The organism is Xanthomonas sp. NCPPB 901, from assembly GCF_056725085.1.
This window is the reverse complement of record NZ_CM161511.1, coordinates 1398486-1416723: the sequence shown is the minus strand read 5'-3', so window position 1 is coordinate 1416723 and position 18238 is coordinate 1398486. Positions and strand designations below refer to the sequence as shown.

Below are 18238 nucleotides of genomic sequence, written 5' to 3'. Positions count from 1 at the left end.
TGTCAGCGCCGCGGCCGATGCGGCGGCCGCATCCGGGCCTCAGCCCTCGCCGAGCGCACCCTGAGCGAGCAACCAGTCGCGCAATGCCTCGGCGTCCACGTAGCGCTCGGCGCGCAGCCCCAAGGCGCGCGCGGCCTCGACATGGGCGGCACTGTCATCGACGAACAGCACCTCGTCCGCGGCCATCCCGAGCTGTGCCAACGCGTGCAGGAAGATCGCCGGTTCCGGCTTGATCGCGCCGACCTCGCTCGAATTCACCACTGCATCGAACGCGTCGGCGATACCGAGCGCCTGCAGATCGCGCGACAGACGCGACGTGGCGTTGCTCAGCAACACCACGGGCAGGCGCTGGCGCACGTCCCGCAGCAGCGCCAGCACGGGCTGGTTGAGGCGCGCCGCCGTCGGCGCGGACCATGCGGCGACCAGCGCAGTGGCGTCCGCCTCGGGCGCCAGCGCGGCGATGCGCGCGGCCACCTCGGCCAGCCACTGCGCGTCGCTGCTCGCCCCGCGGATCGCCGGCTCCAGCAGCGCCGGCGCGAACGCCAGCGCGCGCAGGCTGCCCGGCGGCACGCCGTGTGCGCGCTCCAGCGCCGCGTCGTCGTCGGGCCACAGCCGCAGCACGCCATCCATGTCCACCAGCAGGGCGCGTGCCGCAGACGCCGCGGGACGCGCCTGCGGCGCCTGCGCGGTGCGACGCATCAGGCCTTTTCGAACACCAGGCGGCCGCCTTCGGCGTCGACCTTGATGGTGTCGCCGCTGAGGAAGTGCCCGGACAGGATCTGCTGCGCCAGCGGGTTCTCCAGTTGCGCCTGGATCGCGCGCTTGAGCGGACGCGCACCGTACACCGGGTCGAAGCCGACGTTGCCCAGCAGCTCCAGCGCGCGGTCGCTCAGCTCGATCTTCAGCCCGCGCTCGGCCAGGCGCTTCTCCAGGCCGTGCAGCTGGATGCGCGCGATCGCCTTGATCTGCGCCTTGTCCAGCGGATGGAACACCACGATGTCGTCCAGGCGGTTGATGAACTCCGGGCGGAAATGCGCCTGCACCACGCCCATCACCGCCGCCTTCATCTGCGTGTAGGCCTCGGCGCTGCCGTCGCCGCTCAGCTCCTGGATCTGGTGCGAGCCCAGATTGGAGGTCATCACGATGACGGTGTTGCGGAAGTCCACGGTGCGGCCCTGGCCGTCGGTGAGGCGGCCGTCGTCGAGCACCTGCAGCAGGATGTTGAACACGTCGCTGTGCGCCTTCTCGACCTCGTCGAGCAGGATCAGCGAGTACGGCCGGCGCCGCACCGCCTCGGTGAGGTAGCCGCCTTCCTCGTAGCCGACGTAGCCCGGCGGCGCGCCGATCAGCCGCGAGACCGAATGCTTCTCCATGAACTCGCTCATGTCGATGCGGATCATCGCGTCGCTGCTGTCGAACAGGAACTCGGCCAGCGCCTTGCACAGCTCGGTCTTGCCGACGCCGGTGGGGCCCAGGAACAGGAACGAGCCGCTGGGCCGGTCCGGATCGGACAGGCCGGCGCGCGAGCGGCGCACCGCGTCGGACACCACCTTGATCGCCTCTTCCTGGCCGACCACGCGCTGGTGCAGTTCTTCTTCCATGCGCAGCAGCTTGTCGCGCTCGCCCTCGAGCATCTTGCTGACCGGGATGCCGGTCCAGCGCGACACCACCTCGGCGATCTCCTCGGCGGTCACGCGGTCCTGCACCAGCTTGAAGTCGTGCTGTTCGGCTTCGTTGGCCGCGGCAAGCTGCTTCTCCAGATTCGGCAACAGGCCATACTGGATCTCGCTCATCTTGGCGTAGTCCTGACGCCGCTGCGCCGCCTCCAGCTCGACCCGCGCCTGCTCGATCTGCTCCTTGATCTTGGTCGCGCCCTGCAGCGCCGCCTTCTCCGACTTCCACACCTCCTCCAGGTCGGAGAACTCGCGCTCGAGCTTGTCGATGTCGCTTTCCAGGTCGGCCAGGCGCTGCCGCGAGGCCTCGTCCTTCTCCTTCTTCAGCATCTCGCGCTGGATCTTGAGCTGGATCAGGCGCCGCTCCAGGCGGTCCAGTTCCTCCGGCTTGGAGTCGATCTCCATGCGGATGCGGCTGGCGGCCTCGTCCATCAGGTCGATGGCCTTGTCCGGCAGCTGGCGGTCGGTGATGTAGCGGTGGGACAGCGTGGCCGCGGCGACGATCGCCGGGTCGGTGATCTCCACGCCGTGGTGCACCGCATAGCGCTCCTTGAGCCCGCGCAGGATGGCGATGGTGTCCTCCACCGACGGCTCGCCCACGAACACCTTCTGGAAGCGCCGCTCCAGCGCGGCGTCCTTCTCGATGTACTTGCGGTACTCGTCCAGGGTGGTGGCGCCGATGCAGTGCAGTTCGCCGCGCGCCAGCGCCGGCTTGAGCATGTTGCCCGCGTCCATGGCGCCGTCGGCCTTGCCGGCGCCGACCATGGTGTGCAGTTCGTCGATGAACAGGATGATCTGGCCTTCGTTCTTGGCCAGGTCGTTGAGTACGCCCTTGAGCCGCTCCTCGAACTCGCCGCGGAACTTGGCGCCGGCGATCAGCGCGCCCATGTCCAGCGACAGCACGCGCTTGCCGCGCAGGCCTTCCGGCACCTCGCCGTTGACGATGCGCTGGGCCAGGCCTTCGACGATGGCGGTCTTGCCGACGCCGGGCTCGCCGATCAGCACCGGGTTGTTCTTGGTACGCCGCTGCAGCACCTGCACGGTGCGGCGGATCTCCTCGTCGCGGCCGATCACCGGATCGAGCTTGCCGCTCTCGGCGCGTGCGGTGAGGTCGATGGTGTACTTCTCCAGCGCCTGGCGCTGTTCCTCGGCGTTCTCCGATTGCACGGTCTCGCCGCCGCGCAACTTGTCGATGGCCGCCTCGAGCTTCTTCTTGTCGGCGCCGGCGGCGCGCAGCGCCAGGCCCAACGGGCCGGCGTCGTCGACGGCGGCCAGCACGAACCACTCGCTGGCGATGAACTGGTCGTTGTGCTGCTGCGCCAGCTTGTCGGTCTGGTTGAGCAGGCGGCTGAGGTCGTTGCCCATCGACAGGTTGCCGGGCTGGCCGCTGACCTTGGGCAGCTTCTCCAGCGCCTCGCTCAACCGCTCGCGCAGCACCGGCACATTGACGCCGGCCTGCGCCAGCAACGGCCGGGTGCTGCCGCCGGCCTGGTCGAGCAGCGCGACGAACACGTGCACCGGCTCGATGATGGTGTGGTCGCGGCCCACGGCCAACGACTGCGCGTCGGCCAGCGCCTGCTGGAACCGCGAGGTGAGCTTGTCCATCCGCATCGGGAAGTCCTCTGAGGGATTAAGGGCCGGCTGCGCCGGCATCCCAACGAAATGCGGCTGGCCGCCCCTGTTTCAAGGCCGCCGAGCACATCCGTATACGGTTCGCAAGGCCGCCGCGACGCGGTGTGTCGCACGCCGCAAGCTGACCGCCGACGGTCACACACCGCTACCGGAACCCCGGCTACTCTCGGCGGATAGTTCCCAACGCGCAGGAGCCGCCATGCACTATGAGCTGTACTACTGGACCGGCATCCAGGGCCGCGGCGAGTTCGTGCGGCTGGCGCTGGAGGACGCCGGCGCCGGCTATCGCGACGTCGCCCGCGAGCAGGGCGACGCGGCGATGCAGCCCTTCCTCGATGGCGCCCATGCCGGCGCGCGGCCATTCGCACCGCCATTCCTCAAGGCCGGCCGGCTGGTGATCGCCCAGGTTGCCAACATCCTGCATTACCTCGGCCCGCCGCTGGGCCTGGTGCCGGACAGCGAGGCGCGGCGGCTGCAGGCGCTGCAACTGCAACTGACCATCGCCGACATGGTCGCCGAGGTGCATGACAGCCACCACCCGATCGCCAGCGGGTTGTACTACGAAGACCAGAAGGCCGAAGCGCAGCGGCGCGCCGAGGACCTGCGCAAGCACAGGCTGCCGAAGTTCCTGGGCTATTTCGAACAGGTGTTGGACCAGGGCGGCGGGCGCCACGCGCTGCGCGAGCATTCCTACGTGGACCTGTCGCTGTTCCAGCTGATGAGCGGGCTGGACTACGCCTTCCCGCAGGCGATGAAAAAACTGTCGCCGAAACTGCCGCGGCTGCGCGCCCTGCAGCAGCGTGTGTGCGAGCGCCCGGCCATCGCTGCCTACCTGGGCTCGCCGCGGCGCCTGCCGTTCAACGAGAACGGCATCTTCCGGCATTACCCCGAGCTGGATGGGTGAGCGGGGCTGGACGTCCGGCGTCGGCCTGCCGCGTCCGTTGGAAGACAGCCGCGCGGCAGTGGCGATAGCCCACTTGGCAAAGACAGGGATGGTGTAGCGCGTCGGGACTGAAGTCCCTCCCACAAGGGCGCATCATCGGGCGTGGATGCGCACGCTTTCCCGTAGGAGCGGTTTCAGCCGCGACAGGCATCATCGGGAACGCCTGTCGCGGCTGAAGCCGCTCCTACGAAAACACCGGCAGACCCGGCAGACGCGGCCGCACCGTGCGGCGCGCGCTGACGGCCTGCCGCATCGCTCAGGTCCGCGTCAGCGCCTCGCGCACGGCGCGCAACTGCGCCTTCACCGCCGCGGCCTGGGTCGGGCCCATGCGCAGCAGCGCCTTCTGTCCGATCGACAGCGATTCCAGCGCCGGGTCGACGAAACGGTACTTGCCGCGCGCCGGATCGATCTCCACCGCCAGCGGCGCGGTCGGCGTCGGGGTCTGCAGCAGGTGGTCGATCACCTGCACCAGGCGGTCGTTGAAGTAGCCCTGCGGATAGCCCAGTTCCACGTAGGCCTGCTGGAACAGCGGATAGAAGCGCCGATAGGCCGCCACCGCGGTGCCCGGATCGGCGCGGGTGAACGCCTCCACGTAGGGCGCATAGCGCTGTGCGTTGGCGTCGGCGATGACGCTGGCGCCGCTGGCATCGGTGCTCACCTGCAACTCGCCCGGCACCTGCTTGAGCGCCAGCGCACGCGAGGTGACGCGGTGCTGGGTCAGGTTGTCGACCATGGTCACCAGACGCTGGATCAGGTGGTCGCGCACCAGCAGCGCCAGCGGCGCATCGCCGCCGGCCAGCGCGCTCAGCGCCGCCCAGGCCGCATCGTCGCTGGCAGCCAGCGCCGGAATCGCCGCATCGGCGGCTTCCGCGGGATTAATCGGGTGCTGGATCGGCGGTGGCGCCGTGGCCGCGGCGGGCGCGTCAGGCGCCGCAGGCGGGGTCGCGGCAGGCGCAGGTGCGACCGCGGCAGGCGCCGGTGCCGCAGCGGGCCACAGCGCGGCGATGTTGTCGCGGAACAACCAGGCCGCGGCGGCGGCCACCAGCACGGCGACCAGGATCCACGGCCAGAACGAGTGACGCGGCTGCATGGGATGCACATCTCCATCGGACAATGGAGGTGTGACCGCCAAGGCACCCGCCGGTTCCAGCGCGGGATGGCCGGCGTTCAGTCTCGGCGCACATCACCGGCGCACATCACCCAGGGCACCGTCAACGCCAGCACGCCTCGGTGCGCCAGGGTGTCGCGGGCCGCGGGCCTAAACGTCGCGCCGCGAGCAGCGCCGCGTCGAGGCGATGTCCAGCGGACGGTGGCGGTGCGCGCCAGCAGCGCGGCGACCACGGCCGCCGTGCGATCCAGCTGTGGCCGCACTGCCAGCGCACGCAGGGCGGCAAGCGCGCCGCAGCGCGCTCACTCCACCAGCACCGCCCGCGGCTTCTGCAGCGACAGCAGGCCGAGCAGCGCGGCCAGCACCAGGTAGCCGCCGACGAACTGCCAGGCGATCAGCTTGGGCACGCCGCTCAGCGTCCACGGCAGGTAGAGGCCGCCGCGCGGATCGACCGAGTGGATCAGCCCGAACAGGGTCAGCCCGGCCGCCACCAGCAGGCACACGGCGGCGCGGCGCAGGCGGCCGTCGACCATCGCCGCCACCGTGGCGATCCACAGCATCGCGGTGATGATGAAGCCGTTGCCCAGGGTCAGGATCACCGCCAGCTCCGGCAGGCCGTGGCCGTCGAGGGTGGTGGTGAGTTTGGCCAGCTGGTCCGGGGCGATCCAGCCCGGCGCCTTGATCGCCAGCAGGTAGGCCACCGACGGCAGGAAGCCCAGCACCATCGCCCCGGCGTGGCGCTTGGGCGTGGCCTGGAACGCCTGGGTGGTGATGTCGATGGCGACGTAGACGATGATCGGCGCCAGCACCGCCATCGGCAGCCACTGCACCAGGCCGGCGACCAGGCCGAGCATGCCGCCCAGGCCGATGAACAGGCCGGTGAGCAAGGTGTAGCCGCTGCGCGCGCCCATGTGCTTGTAGGCCGGCTGGCCGATGTACGGCGTGGTCTGGGCGACGCCGCCGCAGACGCCGGCGATCAGGGTCGCGCCGGCCTCGACCAGCAGGATGTCGCGGGTGCGGTAGTCGTCGCCGGCGGCGCGCGCGCTTTCGCTGACGTTGATGCCGCCGACCACCATCAGCAGGCCGAACGGCAACAGCAGCGGCAGCAGCGGCACGGTGTCGGCCAGGCCGGCGACGAAACCCAGGCTCGGCCACGGCAGCACCAGCTGCGGCGCGATCCACTGCGGCGTCTGGTGGCCGGGAATGCCGAAGCCGGCCGCATTGGCCCAGTAGTACAGGCCGGTGCCCAGCGCCAGCGCCAGCGGCACCCCGGGCAGGCGCCACGGCAGCCGGCCCTTGGCGATCAGCACGTACAGCAGCAGGCCCAGCACCACCAGCCCGACCAGCGGCGTGCGCAGCGTCTCCAGCAGCGGCAGGAAGCCCATCAGCACGATGGCGATGCCGGCGATGGAGCCCAGCAGCGCGGCGCGCGGCAAGGCGCGGGTGACCGCGTCGCCGAAGAACGACAGCACGGTCTTCAGCGCGCCCATCACCACCAGCGCGGCCATGCCCAGGTGCCAGGTGGCCAGCGCCGCGGCCTGCGGGTCCAGGCCCTGCTGCTTGTAGCGCACGAACGCCGGGCCGAGCACCAGCAGGGCCATGCCGATGCTGGTCGGCGCGTCCAGGCCCAGCGGCATCGCGGTGACGTCGCTGCGCCCGCTGCGCGCGGCCAGCCGCCGCGCCATCCAGGTGTACAGCAGGTTGCCGACCAGCACGCCGAACGCGGTGCCCGGAATCATCCGGGTGTAGATCACCTCGGCGGGGAACTGGAAGAGGCCGACCAGGGCCAGGGTGATGAAGCCGAGGATCGACAGGTTATCGACCACCAGGCCGAAGAAGCCGTTGAGGTCGCCGGCGACGAACCAGCGCGGGCGCGGCGAAACGGGAGCGGGACTGGACATGCGGGCAGTGGCGGCGTGGGGGGTCGAGGGATGGTAAGCGCAAGTGGCGCCGGCGGACCGGCGCACGCGCAAGATGCCGTTTTCCGGCCGCGGCGCATGGCGCGCCGCGGCGGCTACAGCGGCAGGTGCAGAAACTGGTTGAACGCGCTCGGCACGTAGTCGCCGAACGCCGGTCCGTTGCGGAAGCCGTGCCGGCGGTACAGCGCCAGCGCCGCCTCGAACGCCGCGCCGCTGCCGGTCTCCAGGCTCAGCCGCTGCAGGCCCTCGGCGCGGGCGACCGCGATCAGGTGTTCGAGCAGCGCCGCGGCCGCGCCCTGGCGCAGGAACGCCGGATGCGTGCGCATCGACTTCAGTTCGCCGCCGCCATCGTCCAGCGTCCGCAACGCGCCGACCGCGACCAGCGCCTCGTCGCGCCACACGCTCCACAACTGGATCCGCGGATGCCGCAGACCGGACAGGTCCAGCGCGTACACGCTCCCCGGCGGCGACTGCGCATGCATCTGCTGCAGGTGGTACTCCAACAATCCCCGCACCGCGGGGTCGTCCAGCTCCCCCGGTCGGATCACCAACGGCGCGGCACTCACCGCAGCCCCCGCGCTTGCGAATCCCGGCTTTCCACAGCCGAACGGCTGGTCATCCCCATTGCCGAATCCCCGCCGTCAGAACGACACGTCCACCGCCTGCCGCGCCCACAGCACCGACTGGTGGCCGGTGGCCTGCTTCCACGCCAGGCGGATCGCCTCGATGTCGGCGCGGCGCGGCGGGGTGTCCTCGTGCAGGATCACCAGCACCTTGGTGTTGAGCCGGTTCGGCTCCTTGGCGCCGCGGAACAGCCACTGCCCGTAGGCATCGAACACGGTCAGGCCATCGGGAAAGCGCGGCGTGACCTCCTTGTCCAGGAACGCGCGCCAGCGCGCCTCGCTGATCGGCTCGGCCTGCGGGCGGTCGGCCGGGCCGCTCTCCTCGCCCACACCGAAATACAGCTCGCTGCGCACCCAGCCGCTGGCCTGCGCCGGACGCGCGGCATCGCCCTGCAGCGTGGCGCTGACCTTGCTCGGCGCGGACGACGCAGACGGCGCGACGCTGGCGCAGGCGCTCAGGGCCAGGAGGACGGCGATCAACGGGGCACGCAGCAGCATCGGCAGGGTCTCGGTCGGAAGGGGAAGGGAACACGCGATCGTAGGTCAGGCGCGGACCGGCACCGGATAACCGCCGGGCATGAGTTCATGCCCCACAGCACCGAACACGCGGCTCGCACATCGCCTTAACGTCAGGCTAATATATCGCTTCATCCGGATGGATGCAGCAACCTTTACCGACCCCAGTCGCGGCCATGGCCGGCGCGGCCGGTCTTGATGGTCTTCGTTTCAGGAGAGAACCCCCCATGTCGTCCCCGTTCGTCAGGCCGTTGAGCCTGGCCATCGCCCTGGCCCTGGCGGCCCCCGCCTTCGCCCAGGACGCCGCCCCGGCCGCCGCGACCAATCTGGACACGGTGATCGTGACCGGTACCCGCGCCAGCGGCCGCACCGTGCTCGAATCCACCGCGCCGGTGGACGTGCTCAGCGCCGAGGACATCCGCAAGGCCGGCGTGGTCAACGGCGAACTCGGCAGCGCGCTGCAGGCGCTGCTGCCCTCGTTCAACTTCCCGCGCCAGTCCAACTCCGGCGGTGCCGACCACGTGCGCGCCGCGCAGTTGCGCGGACTCTCGCCGGACCAGGTGCTGGTGCTGGTCAACGGCAAGCGCCGCCACACCTCGGCGCTGGTCAACACCGACAGCAAGATCGGCAAGGGCACCACCCCGGTGGACTTCAACGCCATTCCGATCAGCGCCATCAAGCGCATCGAGGTGCTGCGCGATGGTGCCGGCGCGCAGTACGGCTCCGACGCGGTGGCCGGGGTGATCAACGTGATCCTTGACGACGATCCGGACAGCGGCGCGCTGGAAGCCAGCTACGGCGCCAACCACACCGACGTCAAGCCGATCCACCGCACCCTCACCGACGGCCAGACCGGCTATGCCAGCGGCAAGGTCGGCACGCGCCTGGGCGAGGACGGCGGCTTCTTCAAGGTCGGCCTGGAACTGAAGAACCACGAGGCCACCAACCGCGCCGGCTTCGACCAGATCCCCTCGTTCGAGGAACAGACCCCGGCCAACCTGGCCCTGGCCGGCAAGCGCAACTACGCGCTCGGCGACGGCGCCAGCAAGGACCTCAACGCCTGGCTCAACGGCAAGCTGCCGTTCGGCCAGGGCAGCGAGGTCTATGCCTTCGGCACCTACAACCAGCGCGACACGCAGGGCGACAACTACTTCCGCTACCCCGACGGCAGCGCCAACTGGACCCAGGTGTATCCACAGGGCTACCGCCCGGTGTCGCTGGGCGAGAACCGCGACCTGCAGGCGGTGCTCGGCGCGCGCGGGCAGTGGGGCGAATGGGCCTACGACGCCAGCCTCGACTACGGCCGCAACGACTTCACCTACCGGCTCAAGCACTCGCTCAACGCCTCGTTGGGCCCGGGCAGTCCCACCCGCTTCAAGACCGGCGACTACGCCTTCGAACAGGGCGTGGCCAACCTCGACCTGAGCCGCGGCTTCGACGCCGCCGGCGCCACCCACACCCTGGGCACCGGCGTGGAGCTGCGCCGCGAGCACTACCGCACCCGTCCGGGCGACCCGGCCAGCTACGCCGCCGGTCCCTACACCGACCGCCCCACCGGCGCCCAGGCCGGCGGCGGCCTGACCCCGCAGGATGCGGCCGACCTGTCGCGCAACGTCGCCAGCCTCTACGCCAGCCTGTCCAGCCAGTTCGGCGACAAGTTCTCCACCGACCTGGCCGCGCGCTACGAGCACTACCAGGACTTCGGCGGCGAACTGACCGGCAAGCTGGCCGCGCGCTACGAGTTCGTCCCGGCGTTCGCTCTGCGCGGCGCCATCTCCAACAACTTCCGCGCGCCGTCGTTGAGCCAGATCGGCTACGAAGCCAGCTCCACCGGCTACAACGCCAATGGCCAGCTGCTGCAGGGCCGCCTGCTCTCGGTCGACAACCCGATCGCGCAGGCGCTGGGCGCCCGTTCGCTGCAGCCGGAGAAGTCGCGCAACTACAGCCTGGGCTTCACCAGCCGCGTCGGCAGCCACTTCGACCTGTCGCTGGACCTGTTCCAGATCGACATCGACAAGCGCATCGCGCTGTCGGAAAGCATCGACGGCGACGCCCTGACCGACTTCGTCGCGCAACGCTTCGGCATCACTGGCCTGCAGAGCGCCAGCTTCTTCGTCAACGCCGCCGACACCCGCACCCGCGGCGCCGAACTGGTCAGCAACTGGCGGCAGGCGCTGGGCGACGGCCAGTTGCAGCTGACCGGCACCTGGAGCTACGCCAAGACCGAACTGGAGAACGTGGTGGCCACGCCGGCGCAGTTGCTGGCGCTGAATCCGGACTACGTGCTGTTCGGCGTGGAGGAGCGCAACACCCTGACCGACGCGGCACCGCGCACCCGCGCGCAGCTGGCGGCGAACTGGAGCGACGCGCGCTGGTCGCTGCAGACCCGGGTGACCCGCTACGGCAGCGCCACCCGCGTGTTCGACTTCGGCGACGGCTTCGCCCCGCAGCAGACCTACAGCGCCAAGTGGCAACTAGACGCCGAGGTCGAATACCACCTCACCCCGCAGTGGAGCGTGGCCGTGGGCGGGCAGAACCTCACCGACGCCTACGCCGACCGCTCCAAGCCGGACATCGCCTACTTCGGCAACCTGCCCTACGACGTGCTGTCGCCGATCGGCAGCAATGGCGCTTACTACTATGGGCGGGTGCGGTACACCTTCTGACGAAGGTGCCGGGATTGGGGAGTCGGGAATCGGGAATGGGTAAAAGCAACAGCAGCGCGCGCAGGCCCCGCTTTTGCTCCTCCCATTCCCGTTTCCCCATTCCCGTTTCCCGGCCCCCCACCAATCCACCTGGCGCTAACGCTGTCTCGTTCATCATGAACAAATGGCAGACGCGCTCCCCCTCCGACCGCCGCCGCCGCGCCTGGACGATGCCTGCGCATTGTTCCTGGACGTGGACGGCACCCTCATCGCCTTTGCCGAACGCCCCGACCAGGTGCAGTTGCTGCCCGAGGTGCGTGAGGCGGTCGGCCGCCTGCACCAGCGCCTCGGTGGCGCGGTGGCGCTGGTCAGCGGACGTCCGCTGGCGCAGCTGGATCGCTTGTTCGCGCCGCTGCGGCTGCCCGCCGCCGGCCTGCACGGCCACGAGCTGCGCAGCGACGCCGACGCGCAAGCGGCGATGCCCGCCGACACCTCGGCGTGGCTGCATGCGCTGCATGCGCGCGCCGCGCACCTGCACCAGGCGCATCCGGGCGTCCTGGTCGAGGACAAGGGCGCCAGCCTGGCCCTGCACTGGCGCGCGGCGCCGGGCGCGGGCGAGGCGGTGCTGGCGTTCGCCCATGCCCAGATCGGCGACCTGCCCGGCTACCGGCTGCAGCCCGGCGACCACGTGGTCGAGTTCGTGCCCGAAGGCAGCGACAAGGGCGTGGCGCTGACCACGCTGCTGCAGCAGCCGCCGTTCCGCGGCCGCCGCCCGGTGTTCGTCGGCGACGATCTCACCGACGAATTCGGCTTCGCCGCGGCCAACCAGGCCGGTGGCTGGAGCGTGCTGGTCGGCACCCGCGCCGACAGCGCCGCCACCTATGCGCTGCCCGATCCACGCGGCGTACACGCCTGGCTGCGCGATAACGCCGGATGAGGACACCGCCGCGCCCCTCCGCGCCCACCCCATGACCGCCGCCCCCACTGCTCCCGCACAAGGACCCGCCCGCTCCATGAGTTCCCCCAATCTCGACCTCGGCGTCATCGGCAACGGCAGCTTCGGCGCCCTGATCGACAAACGGGCCAGCGTGGTGTGGAGCTGCCTGCCGGCCTTCGACGGCGACCCGGCGTTCTGCGCGCTGCTGTCGCCACGCGCGCACCCCGGCGGCGATTTCAGCATCGAGCTGGAAGACTTCGTCGACAGCGACCAGCACTACCTGGCCAATACCGCGATCCTGCGCACGGTGCTGCGCGACGCCCACGGCGGCGCGGTGGAGGTCATCGACTTCGCGCCGCGCTGGCGCAACCACGGGCGCTTCTACCGCCCGGTCAGCATCATCCGCCAGGTGCGGCCGCTGGCCGGCAACCCGCGCATCCGCGTGCGCGCGCGGCCGCTGGCCGACTGGGGCGCGCGCCAGCCGGAGCGTACCTGGGGCAGCAACCACGTGCGCTGGCTGCTGCCGGACTTCACCCTGCGCCTGACCACCGACGTGCCGGTGCGCTTCATCCGCGACGAGCTGCCGTTCGTGCTCAACCACCCGGTCAACCTGATGCTGGGCGTGGACGAATCGCTGACCCGCTCGCTGACCGGCTACATCCAGGAAGCGCAGGAACGCACCGAGGAATACTGGCGCGAGTGGGTGCGCTACCTGTCGGTGCCGCTGGACTGGCAGGACGCGGTGATCCGCAGCGCGATCACCCTGAAGCTGTGCCAGTACGAGGACAGCGGCGCGATCATCGCGGCGATGACCACCTCCATCCCGGAAGCGCCGGACACCCCGCGCAACTGGGACTACCGCTACTGCTGGCTGCGCGACGCCGCCTTCGTGGTGCGCGCGCTGAACCGGCTCGGCGCCACCCGCACCATGGAGCAGTTCCTCGGCTACATCTTCAACATCGCCACCACCGACGGCAGCCTGCAGCCGCTGTACGGCATCGGCTTCGAGGCGGCGCTGGAGGAACACGAGGTCGAGTCGCTGGCCGGCTACCGCGGCATGGGCCCGGTGCGGCGCGGCAACCTGGCCTGGATCCAGAAGCAGCACGACGTGTACGGCAGCGTGGTGCTGGCCTCCACCCAACTGTTCTTCGACCTGCGCCTGAAGGACCCAGGCGACGCCCACACCTTCCTGCGCCTGGAGCCGCTGGGCGAGCGCGCCTTCGCGCTGCACGACGTGCCCGACGCCGGCCTGTGGGAATTCCGCGGCCGCGCCGAGGTGCACACCTACACCAGCGCGATGTGCTGGGCCGCCTGCGACCGCCTGGCCAAGATCGCCGCGCGGCTGGGCCTGGAAGAACGCGTGGCGCACTGGCGCGACCGTGCCGACCGGATCCGCGAGCGCGTGCTCGCCGACGCCTGGAGCGCGGAGCTGGGACACTTCACCGACACCTTCAACGGCCACCGGCTGGACGCCTCGTTGCTGCTGCTGGCCGACATCGGCTTCATCGCCCCGGACGATCCGCGCTTCGTCGCCACGGTCGAGGCGATCGGCCGCGACCTCAAGCATGGCGATGCGCTGTACCGCTACGTGGCGCCGGACGATTTCGGCGAACCGGAAACCAGCTTCACCATCTGCACGTTCTGGTACATCGACGCCTTGGCCGCGATCGGCCGCAAGGAGGAGGCGCGCGAGCTGTTCGAGCGCATCCTGGCCCGACGCAATCACCTGGGCCTGCTGTCGGAGGACCTGGCCTTCGACAACGGCGAAGCCTGGGGCAATTTCCCGCAGACCTACTCGCATGTCGGCCTGATCATCGCCGCCATGCGCTTGTCGCGTAGTTGGCAGGAGGCGTCATGAGCAGATTGGTGGTGGTCTCCAACCGTGTGGCGCTGCCCGGCGAGAACCGCGCCGGCGGCCTGGCGGTGGGCTTGCTGGCGGCGCTGAAGGAGCGCGGCGGCGTGTGGTTCGGCTGGAGCGGCAAGACCGTGCGCGGCGACAGCGGCGCCATGCACGAACAGACCCAGGGCGACATCCGCTTCGTCACCATGGACCTCAATCGCGCCGACCTGGACGCATACTACAACGGCTTCGCCAACCGCACGCTGTGGCCGCTGCTGCACTTCCGCCTGGACCTGGTCGACTACGACCGCGCCACCCGCGAGGGCTATCGCCGGGTCAACGCCATGTTCGCCGACAAGCTCGCGCCGCTGCTGCGCGAGGACGACACGGTGTGGATCCACGACTATCACCTGATCCCGCTGGCCTCGCTGCTGCGCGAGCGCGGCATCGGCTGCCGCATCGGCTTCTTCCTGCACGTGCCGTTCCCCTCGGCCGACCTGATCCAGGCGCTGCCGGACCACGCGCGGCTGTTCTCCGGCTTCTACGCCTACGACCTGATCGGCTTCCAGACCCGCCGCGACGTCGACCGCTTCCAGGCCTACGTGCGCCTGTTCGGCGGCGGCAAGGTGATCAAGGACGGCCTGCTGGAAGCGCCGGGCGGGCGCCGTTTCCGCGCGGCCATGTTCCCGATCGGCATCGACACCGAACTGATCGCGCAGCAGGCGCGCGCGGCGATGTCCAAGCCGGCGGTGCGCGACCTGCGCAGCAGCCTGCGCGATCGCCAGCTGGCGATCGGCGTGGACCGGCTGGACTACTCCAAGGGCCTGCCGGAACGCTTCCTCGGCTTCGAGCGCTACCTGGAGCGGCATGCGGACCAGCGCGGCAGCCTGACCTACCTGCAGATCGCGCCGGTCTCGCGCGGCGACGTCACCGAATACAAGCAGTTGCGCAACCAGCTCGAACAGATCGCCGGTCACATCAATGGCGGCCACGCCGAGCCGGACTGGACCCCGCTGCGCTACGTCAACCGCAACTTCACCCATGCCACCCTGACCGGCTTCTACCGCGCCGCGCAGGTCGGCCTGGTGACGCCGCTGCGCGACGGCATGAACCTGGTGGCCAAGGAATACGTGGCCGCGCAGGATCCGGAGAATCCCGGCGTGCTGGTGCTGTCGCTGCTGGCCGGCGCCGCCGACGAACTGAAGGAGGCGCTGCTGGTCAATCCGCACGACCTGGACGGTGTCGCCGACGCCATCGCCACCGGCGCGTCGCTGCCCAAGCCCAAGCGCATCGAACGCTGGCAGGCGATGATGGACCACCTGCGCAAGCACGACATCAACGCCTGGCGCCAGCGCTATCTGCAGGCGCTGGAAAGCCTCCGGTAAGCGCGGCCCTGCACGACCGACGCGGCGCGCAGCCCGCGCGCCGCGCGCCAACGCCCTGCGGCGGCGCCAAGGCGCCGCATGACGCAGTGTTCCGCATGCCATCACCGCCCGACCACCGGCGCCGCCTAAAATAGGCGGGCGCTGCGCCTTTCCGTGCGTTTCGAAACGGCGCAGACGCGCTCGCTGTCTTGCGATGCGCGCCGTCCTCGCGACCCCGCCATCGCCCCTCCCCCCCACGATCCGCCTGTAACGCCGCCAGTCGCGCCACGCGCCAGGGATCCTCGTCGGATGTTTTGCTCATGACCGTTTCTTCCCCACCGAATGCCCCCGGCCGCTGGTTGTTCGCCGGCTATGCCCTCCTCATCGCCGCGATCGGCGTCGCGCTCGCCGTCATGGGCGGGCAACTCGTCGCCGTCGGCGGCTCCTGGTACTACCTGCTCGCCGGAGTGGCGCTGGCCGCGTCCGGCCTGCTGCTCGCGCTGGGCCGCCGCGCCGGCCTGTGGCTGTTCGGCGTCACCCTGGCCGCGACCATCGCCTGGGCCCTGGCCGAGGTCGGCCTGGACGGCTGGGCGCTGATCCCGCGCCTGGCGATGGTCTCGGTGCTCGGCCTGCTGCTGTTGCCGTTCTGGAAGGTCGCGCGCTGGCGCCTGGCGCCGGTCTCCTGGATCGGCTACCTGCTGGTCGCCGGCGTGTTGCCGGTGCTCGGTGCGGCGCTGGTGTTCGTGCCGCTGCTGTTCCCGCGCACCGTCGAGCTGGCCGACCCCGGCCTGGCCGCGCAACGCCCGCAGGCCGCCTTCAGCCGCGCGACGGTGGACAGCCCCGACGGCAACGTCGCCGCCAACCACGATGCCGGCAACTGGACCGCCTATGCCGGGTCCAACCTGTCCAACCACTACAGCCCCGGCGCGCAGATCACCCCGGACAACGTCAAGGACCTGAAGATCGCCTGGGAATTCCACACCGGCGACCTCAAGCCGGCCGGCTCCAAGCTCGGCTACGCGTTCCAGAACACCCCGCTGAAGGTCGGCGACCTGGTCTACATCTGCACGCCCACGCAGAAGGTGATCGCGGTGGAGGCCACCACCGGCAAGGAACGCTGGCGCTTCGATCCGCACACCGATCCCAAGGCGATGGCCGGCGTCGCCGCCACCACCTGCCGCGGCGTGTCCTACTTCGAGGCCACCACGCCGGTCGCCGAATGCGCCAAGCGCATTTTCTGGCCGATGGTGGACGGCCGCCTGGGCGCGCTCGACGCGCTCACCGGCAAGCTCTGCGACAGCTTCGGCACGCATGGCTATGTCGACCTGAACAAGGACACCGGCAACACCAAGCCGGGCTTCGTCGGCCCGACCTCGCCGCCGGTGGTGATGCGCGGCGTGGTGATCCAGCCCACCGGGCAGGTTCGCGACGGCCAGGAGCGCGACGCGCCGTCCGGCGTGGTGCGCGCCTTCGACGCGGTCAGCGGACAACTGCGCTGGGCCTGGGACCTGGGCAACCCGGCGGTCCATGCGGCCCCGCCGGCCGGGCAGACCTACACCCGCTCGACCCCGAACGTGTGGTCGCTGATGGCCGCCGACGATCAGCTGGGCCTGGTCTACCTGCCCACCGGCAACGCCTCCGGCGATTTCTTCGGCAAGCAGCGCACGCCGCAGGAAGAGGAATACACCGCCTCGCTGGTCGCGCTGGATGCGGCCACCGGCAAGGAACGCTGGCATTTCCGCACGGTCAACCACGACCTGTGGGACTACGACATCGGCCCGCAGCCGAACCTGGTGGATTTCCCGGTCCCCGGCGGCGGCACCCGCCCGGCGGTGATCCAGGCCACCAAGTCCGGCCAGGTGTTCGTGCTCGACCGCGAAACCGGCGCGCCGATCATGCCGGTGCGGCAGATGCCGGTGCCGCAGGGCACCGACCACGGCGACTGGACCGCCAAGACCCAACCGGTGTCCCCGGGCATGCCCAACACCGTCGGCGCGCCGAGCAAGGACTACGAGACCCTGGTCGAATCCGACGCCTGGGGCATCACCCCGTTCGACCAGTTGGTCTGCCGCATCCAGTTCAAGCGGCTGCGCTACGAGGGCATGTTCACCCCGCCCAGCCTGGGCGGCTCGCTGGCCTTCACCGGCAACCACGGCGGCATCAACTGGGGCGGCGTGTCGGTGGACCTGCAGCGCGGCATCATGGTGATGAACAGCAATCGCCTGCCCTACACCGAACACGTGTACCCGCGACAGGAAATGCAGGCGCTGGGCGTGGTCTCGGTGTTCAACGGCAAGAGCAAGACGCCCGGCTACATGGCCCAGGAGGGCCTGCCCTACGGCGCGCGCAAGGAACCGTGGATGTCGCCGCTGAACACCCCGTGCGTGGCGCCGCCGTGGGGCTACATCTCCGGCGTGGACCTGCGCACCCAGCAGGTGATCTGGCGGCGTCCGCTGGGCACCGGCTACGACCAGGGCCCGATGGGCATTCCGTCGAGGATGAAGTTCGAGCTGGGCACGCCGAACAACAGCGGCTCGCTGGCCACCGCCGGCGGCGTGACCTTCATCGGCGCGGCGCTGGACAACTTCCTGCGCGGCTACGACACCCAGACCGGCAAGCTGCTGTGGGAAGTGCGCGTGCCGGCCGGCCCGCAAGCCGCGCCGCTGAGCTACACCGTCGGCGGCAAGCAGTACATCGTCGCCGCCATCGGCGGCCATGACCGCATGGACACCAAGGCCGGCGACAGCGTGATCGCCTGGACCCTGCCCGACACCGCGGCGCCGGCCAAGTAAGCCGCCCGCACCACGCCCACCCGTCACCGGCCGCCTGCGGCCGGTGACGGCGATGGGCCGCCCGGGCATGGAGGTCCAGGTCCGCGCAAGCAGCCAGCGCGCGTGCCCTTCGCGGCGCGCCCCACTGCAGTGCACCAGGCCATCGCGCCTTGCGCAGCCGCCTGCAGGCGTCCAGGTCATGTGAAGTTTCCGACGAACGGCAGGCGCCGGCGATCAAGCACGCCTCGCAATGCGCCGATACTGGGG

The 18238-nt window shown here is 70.4% G+C and carries 12 protein-coding genes; 6 read left to right on the top strand and 6 right to left on the bottom strand.

Annotation, left to right across the window (positions count from 1 at the left end; genetic code table 11):
- Positions 1-39: 39 nt before the first annotated feature.
- Together AC1PME_RS05815 and clpB are read right to left on the bottom strand one after the other, a co-directional pair.
- Complete coding sequence (locus AC1PME_RS05815) at positions 40-699, bottom strand: HAD-IA family hydrolase (protein ID WP_481097587.1); 660 nt, start codon at positions 697-699, stop codon at positions 40-42.
- A complete protein-coding gene (clpB, locus tag AC1PME_RS05810) occupies positions 699-3284 on the bottom strand; it encodes an ATP-dependent chaperone ClpB (protein ID WP_481097586.1) in 2586 nt (861 codons plus the stop codon). The genes AC1PME_RS05815 and clpB overlap by 1 nt, the downstream gene beginning before the upstream one ends.
- A 220-nt stretch (positions 3285-3504) precedes the next feature.
- Here clpB and AC1PME_RS05805 point away from each other — a divergent pair, with 220 nt between their 5' ends.
- A complete protein-coding gene (locus AC1PME_RS05805) occupies positions 3505-4209 on the top strand; it encodes a glutathione S-transferase (RefSeq protein ID WP_481097585.1) in 705 nt (234 codons plus the stop codon).
- 295 nt (positions 4210-4504) lie between these two features.
- On the opposite strand, the gene AC1PME_RS05800 is transcribed toward AC1PME_RS05805, so the two are convergent.
- The 4 genes from AC1PME_RS05800 to AC1PME_RS05785 all read right to left on the bottom strand — a co-directional run bounded on the left by AC1PME_RS05800 (position 4505) and on the right by AC1PME_RS05785 (position 8396).
- Positions 4505-5338: a DUF3014 domain-containing protein gene (locus tag AC1PME_RS05800; protein WP_481097584.1), complete on the bottom strand. Its 834-nt coding sequence runs from the start codon at positions 5336-5338 to the stop codon at positions 4505-4507.
- A 320-nt stretch (positions 5339-5658) separates the two neighbouring features.
- Positions 5659-7257, bottom strand: coding sequence for a hypothetical protein (locus AC1PME_RS05795; RefSeq protein WP_481097583.1), 1599 nt, complete (start codon positions 7255-7257; stop codon positions 5659-5661).
- Between the two features lie 113 nt (positions 7258-7370).
- Entirely contained in the window at positions 7371-7823 is a 453-nt protein-coding gene (locus AC1PME_RS05790) for a GNAT family N-acetyltransferase (protein ID WP_481097582.1), read from the bottom strand.
- A gap of 93 nt (positions 7824-7916) precedes the next feature.
- Positions 7917-8396 carry a DUF3574 domain-containing protein gene (locus AC1PME_RS05785; RefSeq protein WP_481097581.1) on the bottom strand — a complete coding sequence of 160 codons (480 nt, stop codon included), beginning with the start codon at positions 8394-8396 and terminating at the stop codon, positions 7917-7919.
- Positions 8397-8641: 245 nt separating this feature from the next.
- Here AC1PME_RS05785 and AC1PME_RS05780 point away from each other — a divergent pair, with 245 nt between their 5' ends.
- From AC1PME_RS05780 to AC1PME_RS05760, 5 genes are all read left to right on the top strand, one after another.
- A complete protein-coding gene (locus tag AC1PME_RS05780) occupies positions 8642-11080 on the top strand; it encodes a TonB-dependent receptor plug domain-containing protein (RefSeq protein ID WP_307549149.1) in 2439 nt (812 codons plus the stop codon).
- A 163-nt stretch (positions 11081-11243) separates the two neighbouring features.
- Entirely contained in the window at positions 11244-11996 is a 753-nt protein-coding gene (gene otsB, locus AC1PME_RS05775; protein WP_307549147.1) for a trehalose-phosphatase, read from the top strand.
- A gap of 76 nt (positions 11997-12072) precedes the next feature.
- Positions 12073-13854, top strand: a complete 1782-nt coding sequence (locus AC1PME_RS05770) for a glycoside hydrolase family 15 protein (protein WP_254460705.1) — start codon at positions 12073-12075, stop codon at positions 13852-13854.
- Entirely contained in the window at positions 13851-15221 is a 1371-nt protein-coding gene (gene otsA, locus AC1PME_RS05765) for an alpha,alpha-trehalose-phosphate synthase (UDP-forming) (protein WP_307549145.1), read from the top strand. The genes AC1PME_RS05770 and otsA overlap by 4 nt, the downstream gene beginning before the upstream one ends.
- A 299-nt stretch (positions 15222-15520) precedes the next feature.
- Entirely contained in the window at positions 15521-17992 is a 2472-nt protein-coding gene (locus AC1PME_RS05760; RefSeq protein WP_481097580.1) for a membrane-bound PQQ-dependent dehydrogenase, glucose/quinate/shikimate family, read from the top strand.
- Positions 17993-18238: the final 246 nt, after the last annotated feature.

What these genes read in the sequence shown, in the direction of transcription:
- AC1PME_RS05780 (WP_307549149.1), top strand. Translation starts at nt 8,642, where the DNA reads ATGTCGTCCCCGTTCGTCAGGCCGTTGAGCCTGGCCATCGCCCTGGCC.
- otsA (WP_307549145.1), top strand. Translation starts at nt 13,851, where the DNA reads ATGAGCAGATTGGTGGTGGTCTCCAACCGTGTGGCGCTGCCCGGCGAG.
- AC1PME_RS05805 (WP_481097585.1), top strand. Translation starts at nt 3,505, where the DNA reads ATGCACTATGAGCTGTACTACTGGACCGGCATCCAGGGCCGCGGCGAG.
- AC1PME_RS05785 (WP_481097581.1), bottom strand. Translation starts at nt 8,396, where the DNA reads ATGCTGCTGCGTGCCCCGTTGATCGCCGTCCTCCTGGCCCTGAGCGCC.
- otsB (WP_307549147.1), top strand. Translation starts at nt 11,244, where the DNA reads ATGGCAGACGCGCTCCCCCTCCGACCGCCGCCGCCGCGCCTGGACGAT.
- AC1PME_RS05815 (WP_481097587.1), bottom strand. Translation starts at nt 699, where the DNA reads ATGCGTCGCACCGCGCAGGCGCCGCAGGCGCGTCCCGCGGCGTCTGCG.
- clpB (WP_481097586.1), bottom strand. Translation starts at nt 3,284, where the DNA reads ATGCGGATGGACAAGCTCACCTCGCGGTTCCAGCAGGCGCTGGCCGAC.
- AC1PME_RS05760 (WP_481097580.1), top strand. Translation starts at nt 15,521, where the DNA reads ATGACCGTTTCTTCCCCACCGAATGCCCCCGGCCGCTGGTTGTTCGCC.
- AC1PME_RS05795 (WP_481097583.1), bottom strand. Translation starts at nt 7,257, where the DNA reads ATGTCCAGTCCCGCTCCCGTTTCGCCGCGCCCGCGCTGGTTCGTCGCC.
- AC1PME_RS05800 (WP_481097584.1), bottom strand. Translation starts at nt 5,338, where the DNA reads ATGCAGCCGCGTCACTCGTTCTGGCCGTGGATCCTGGTCGCCGTGCTG.
- AC1PME_RS05770 (WP_254460705.1), top strand. Translation starts at nt 12,073, where the DNA reads ATGAGTTCCCCCAATCTCGACCTCGGCGTCATCGGCAACGGCAGCTTC.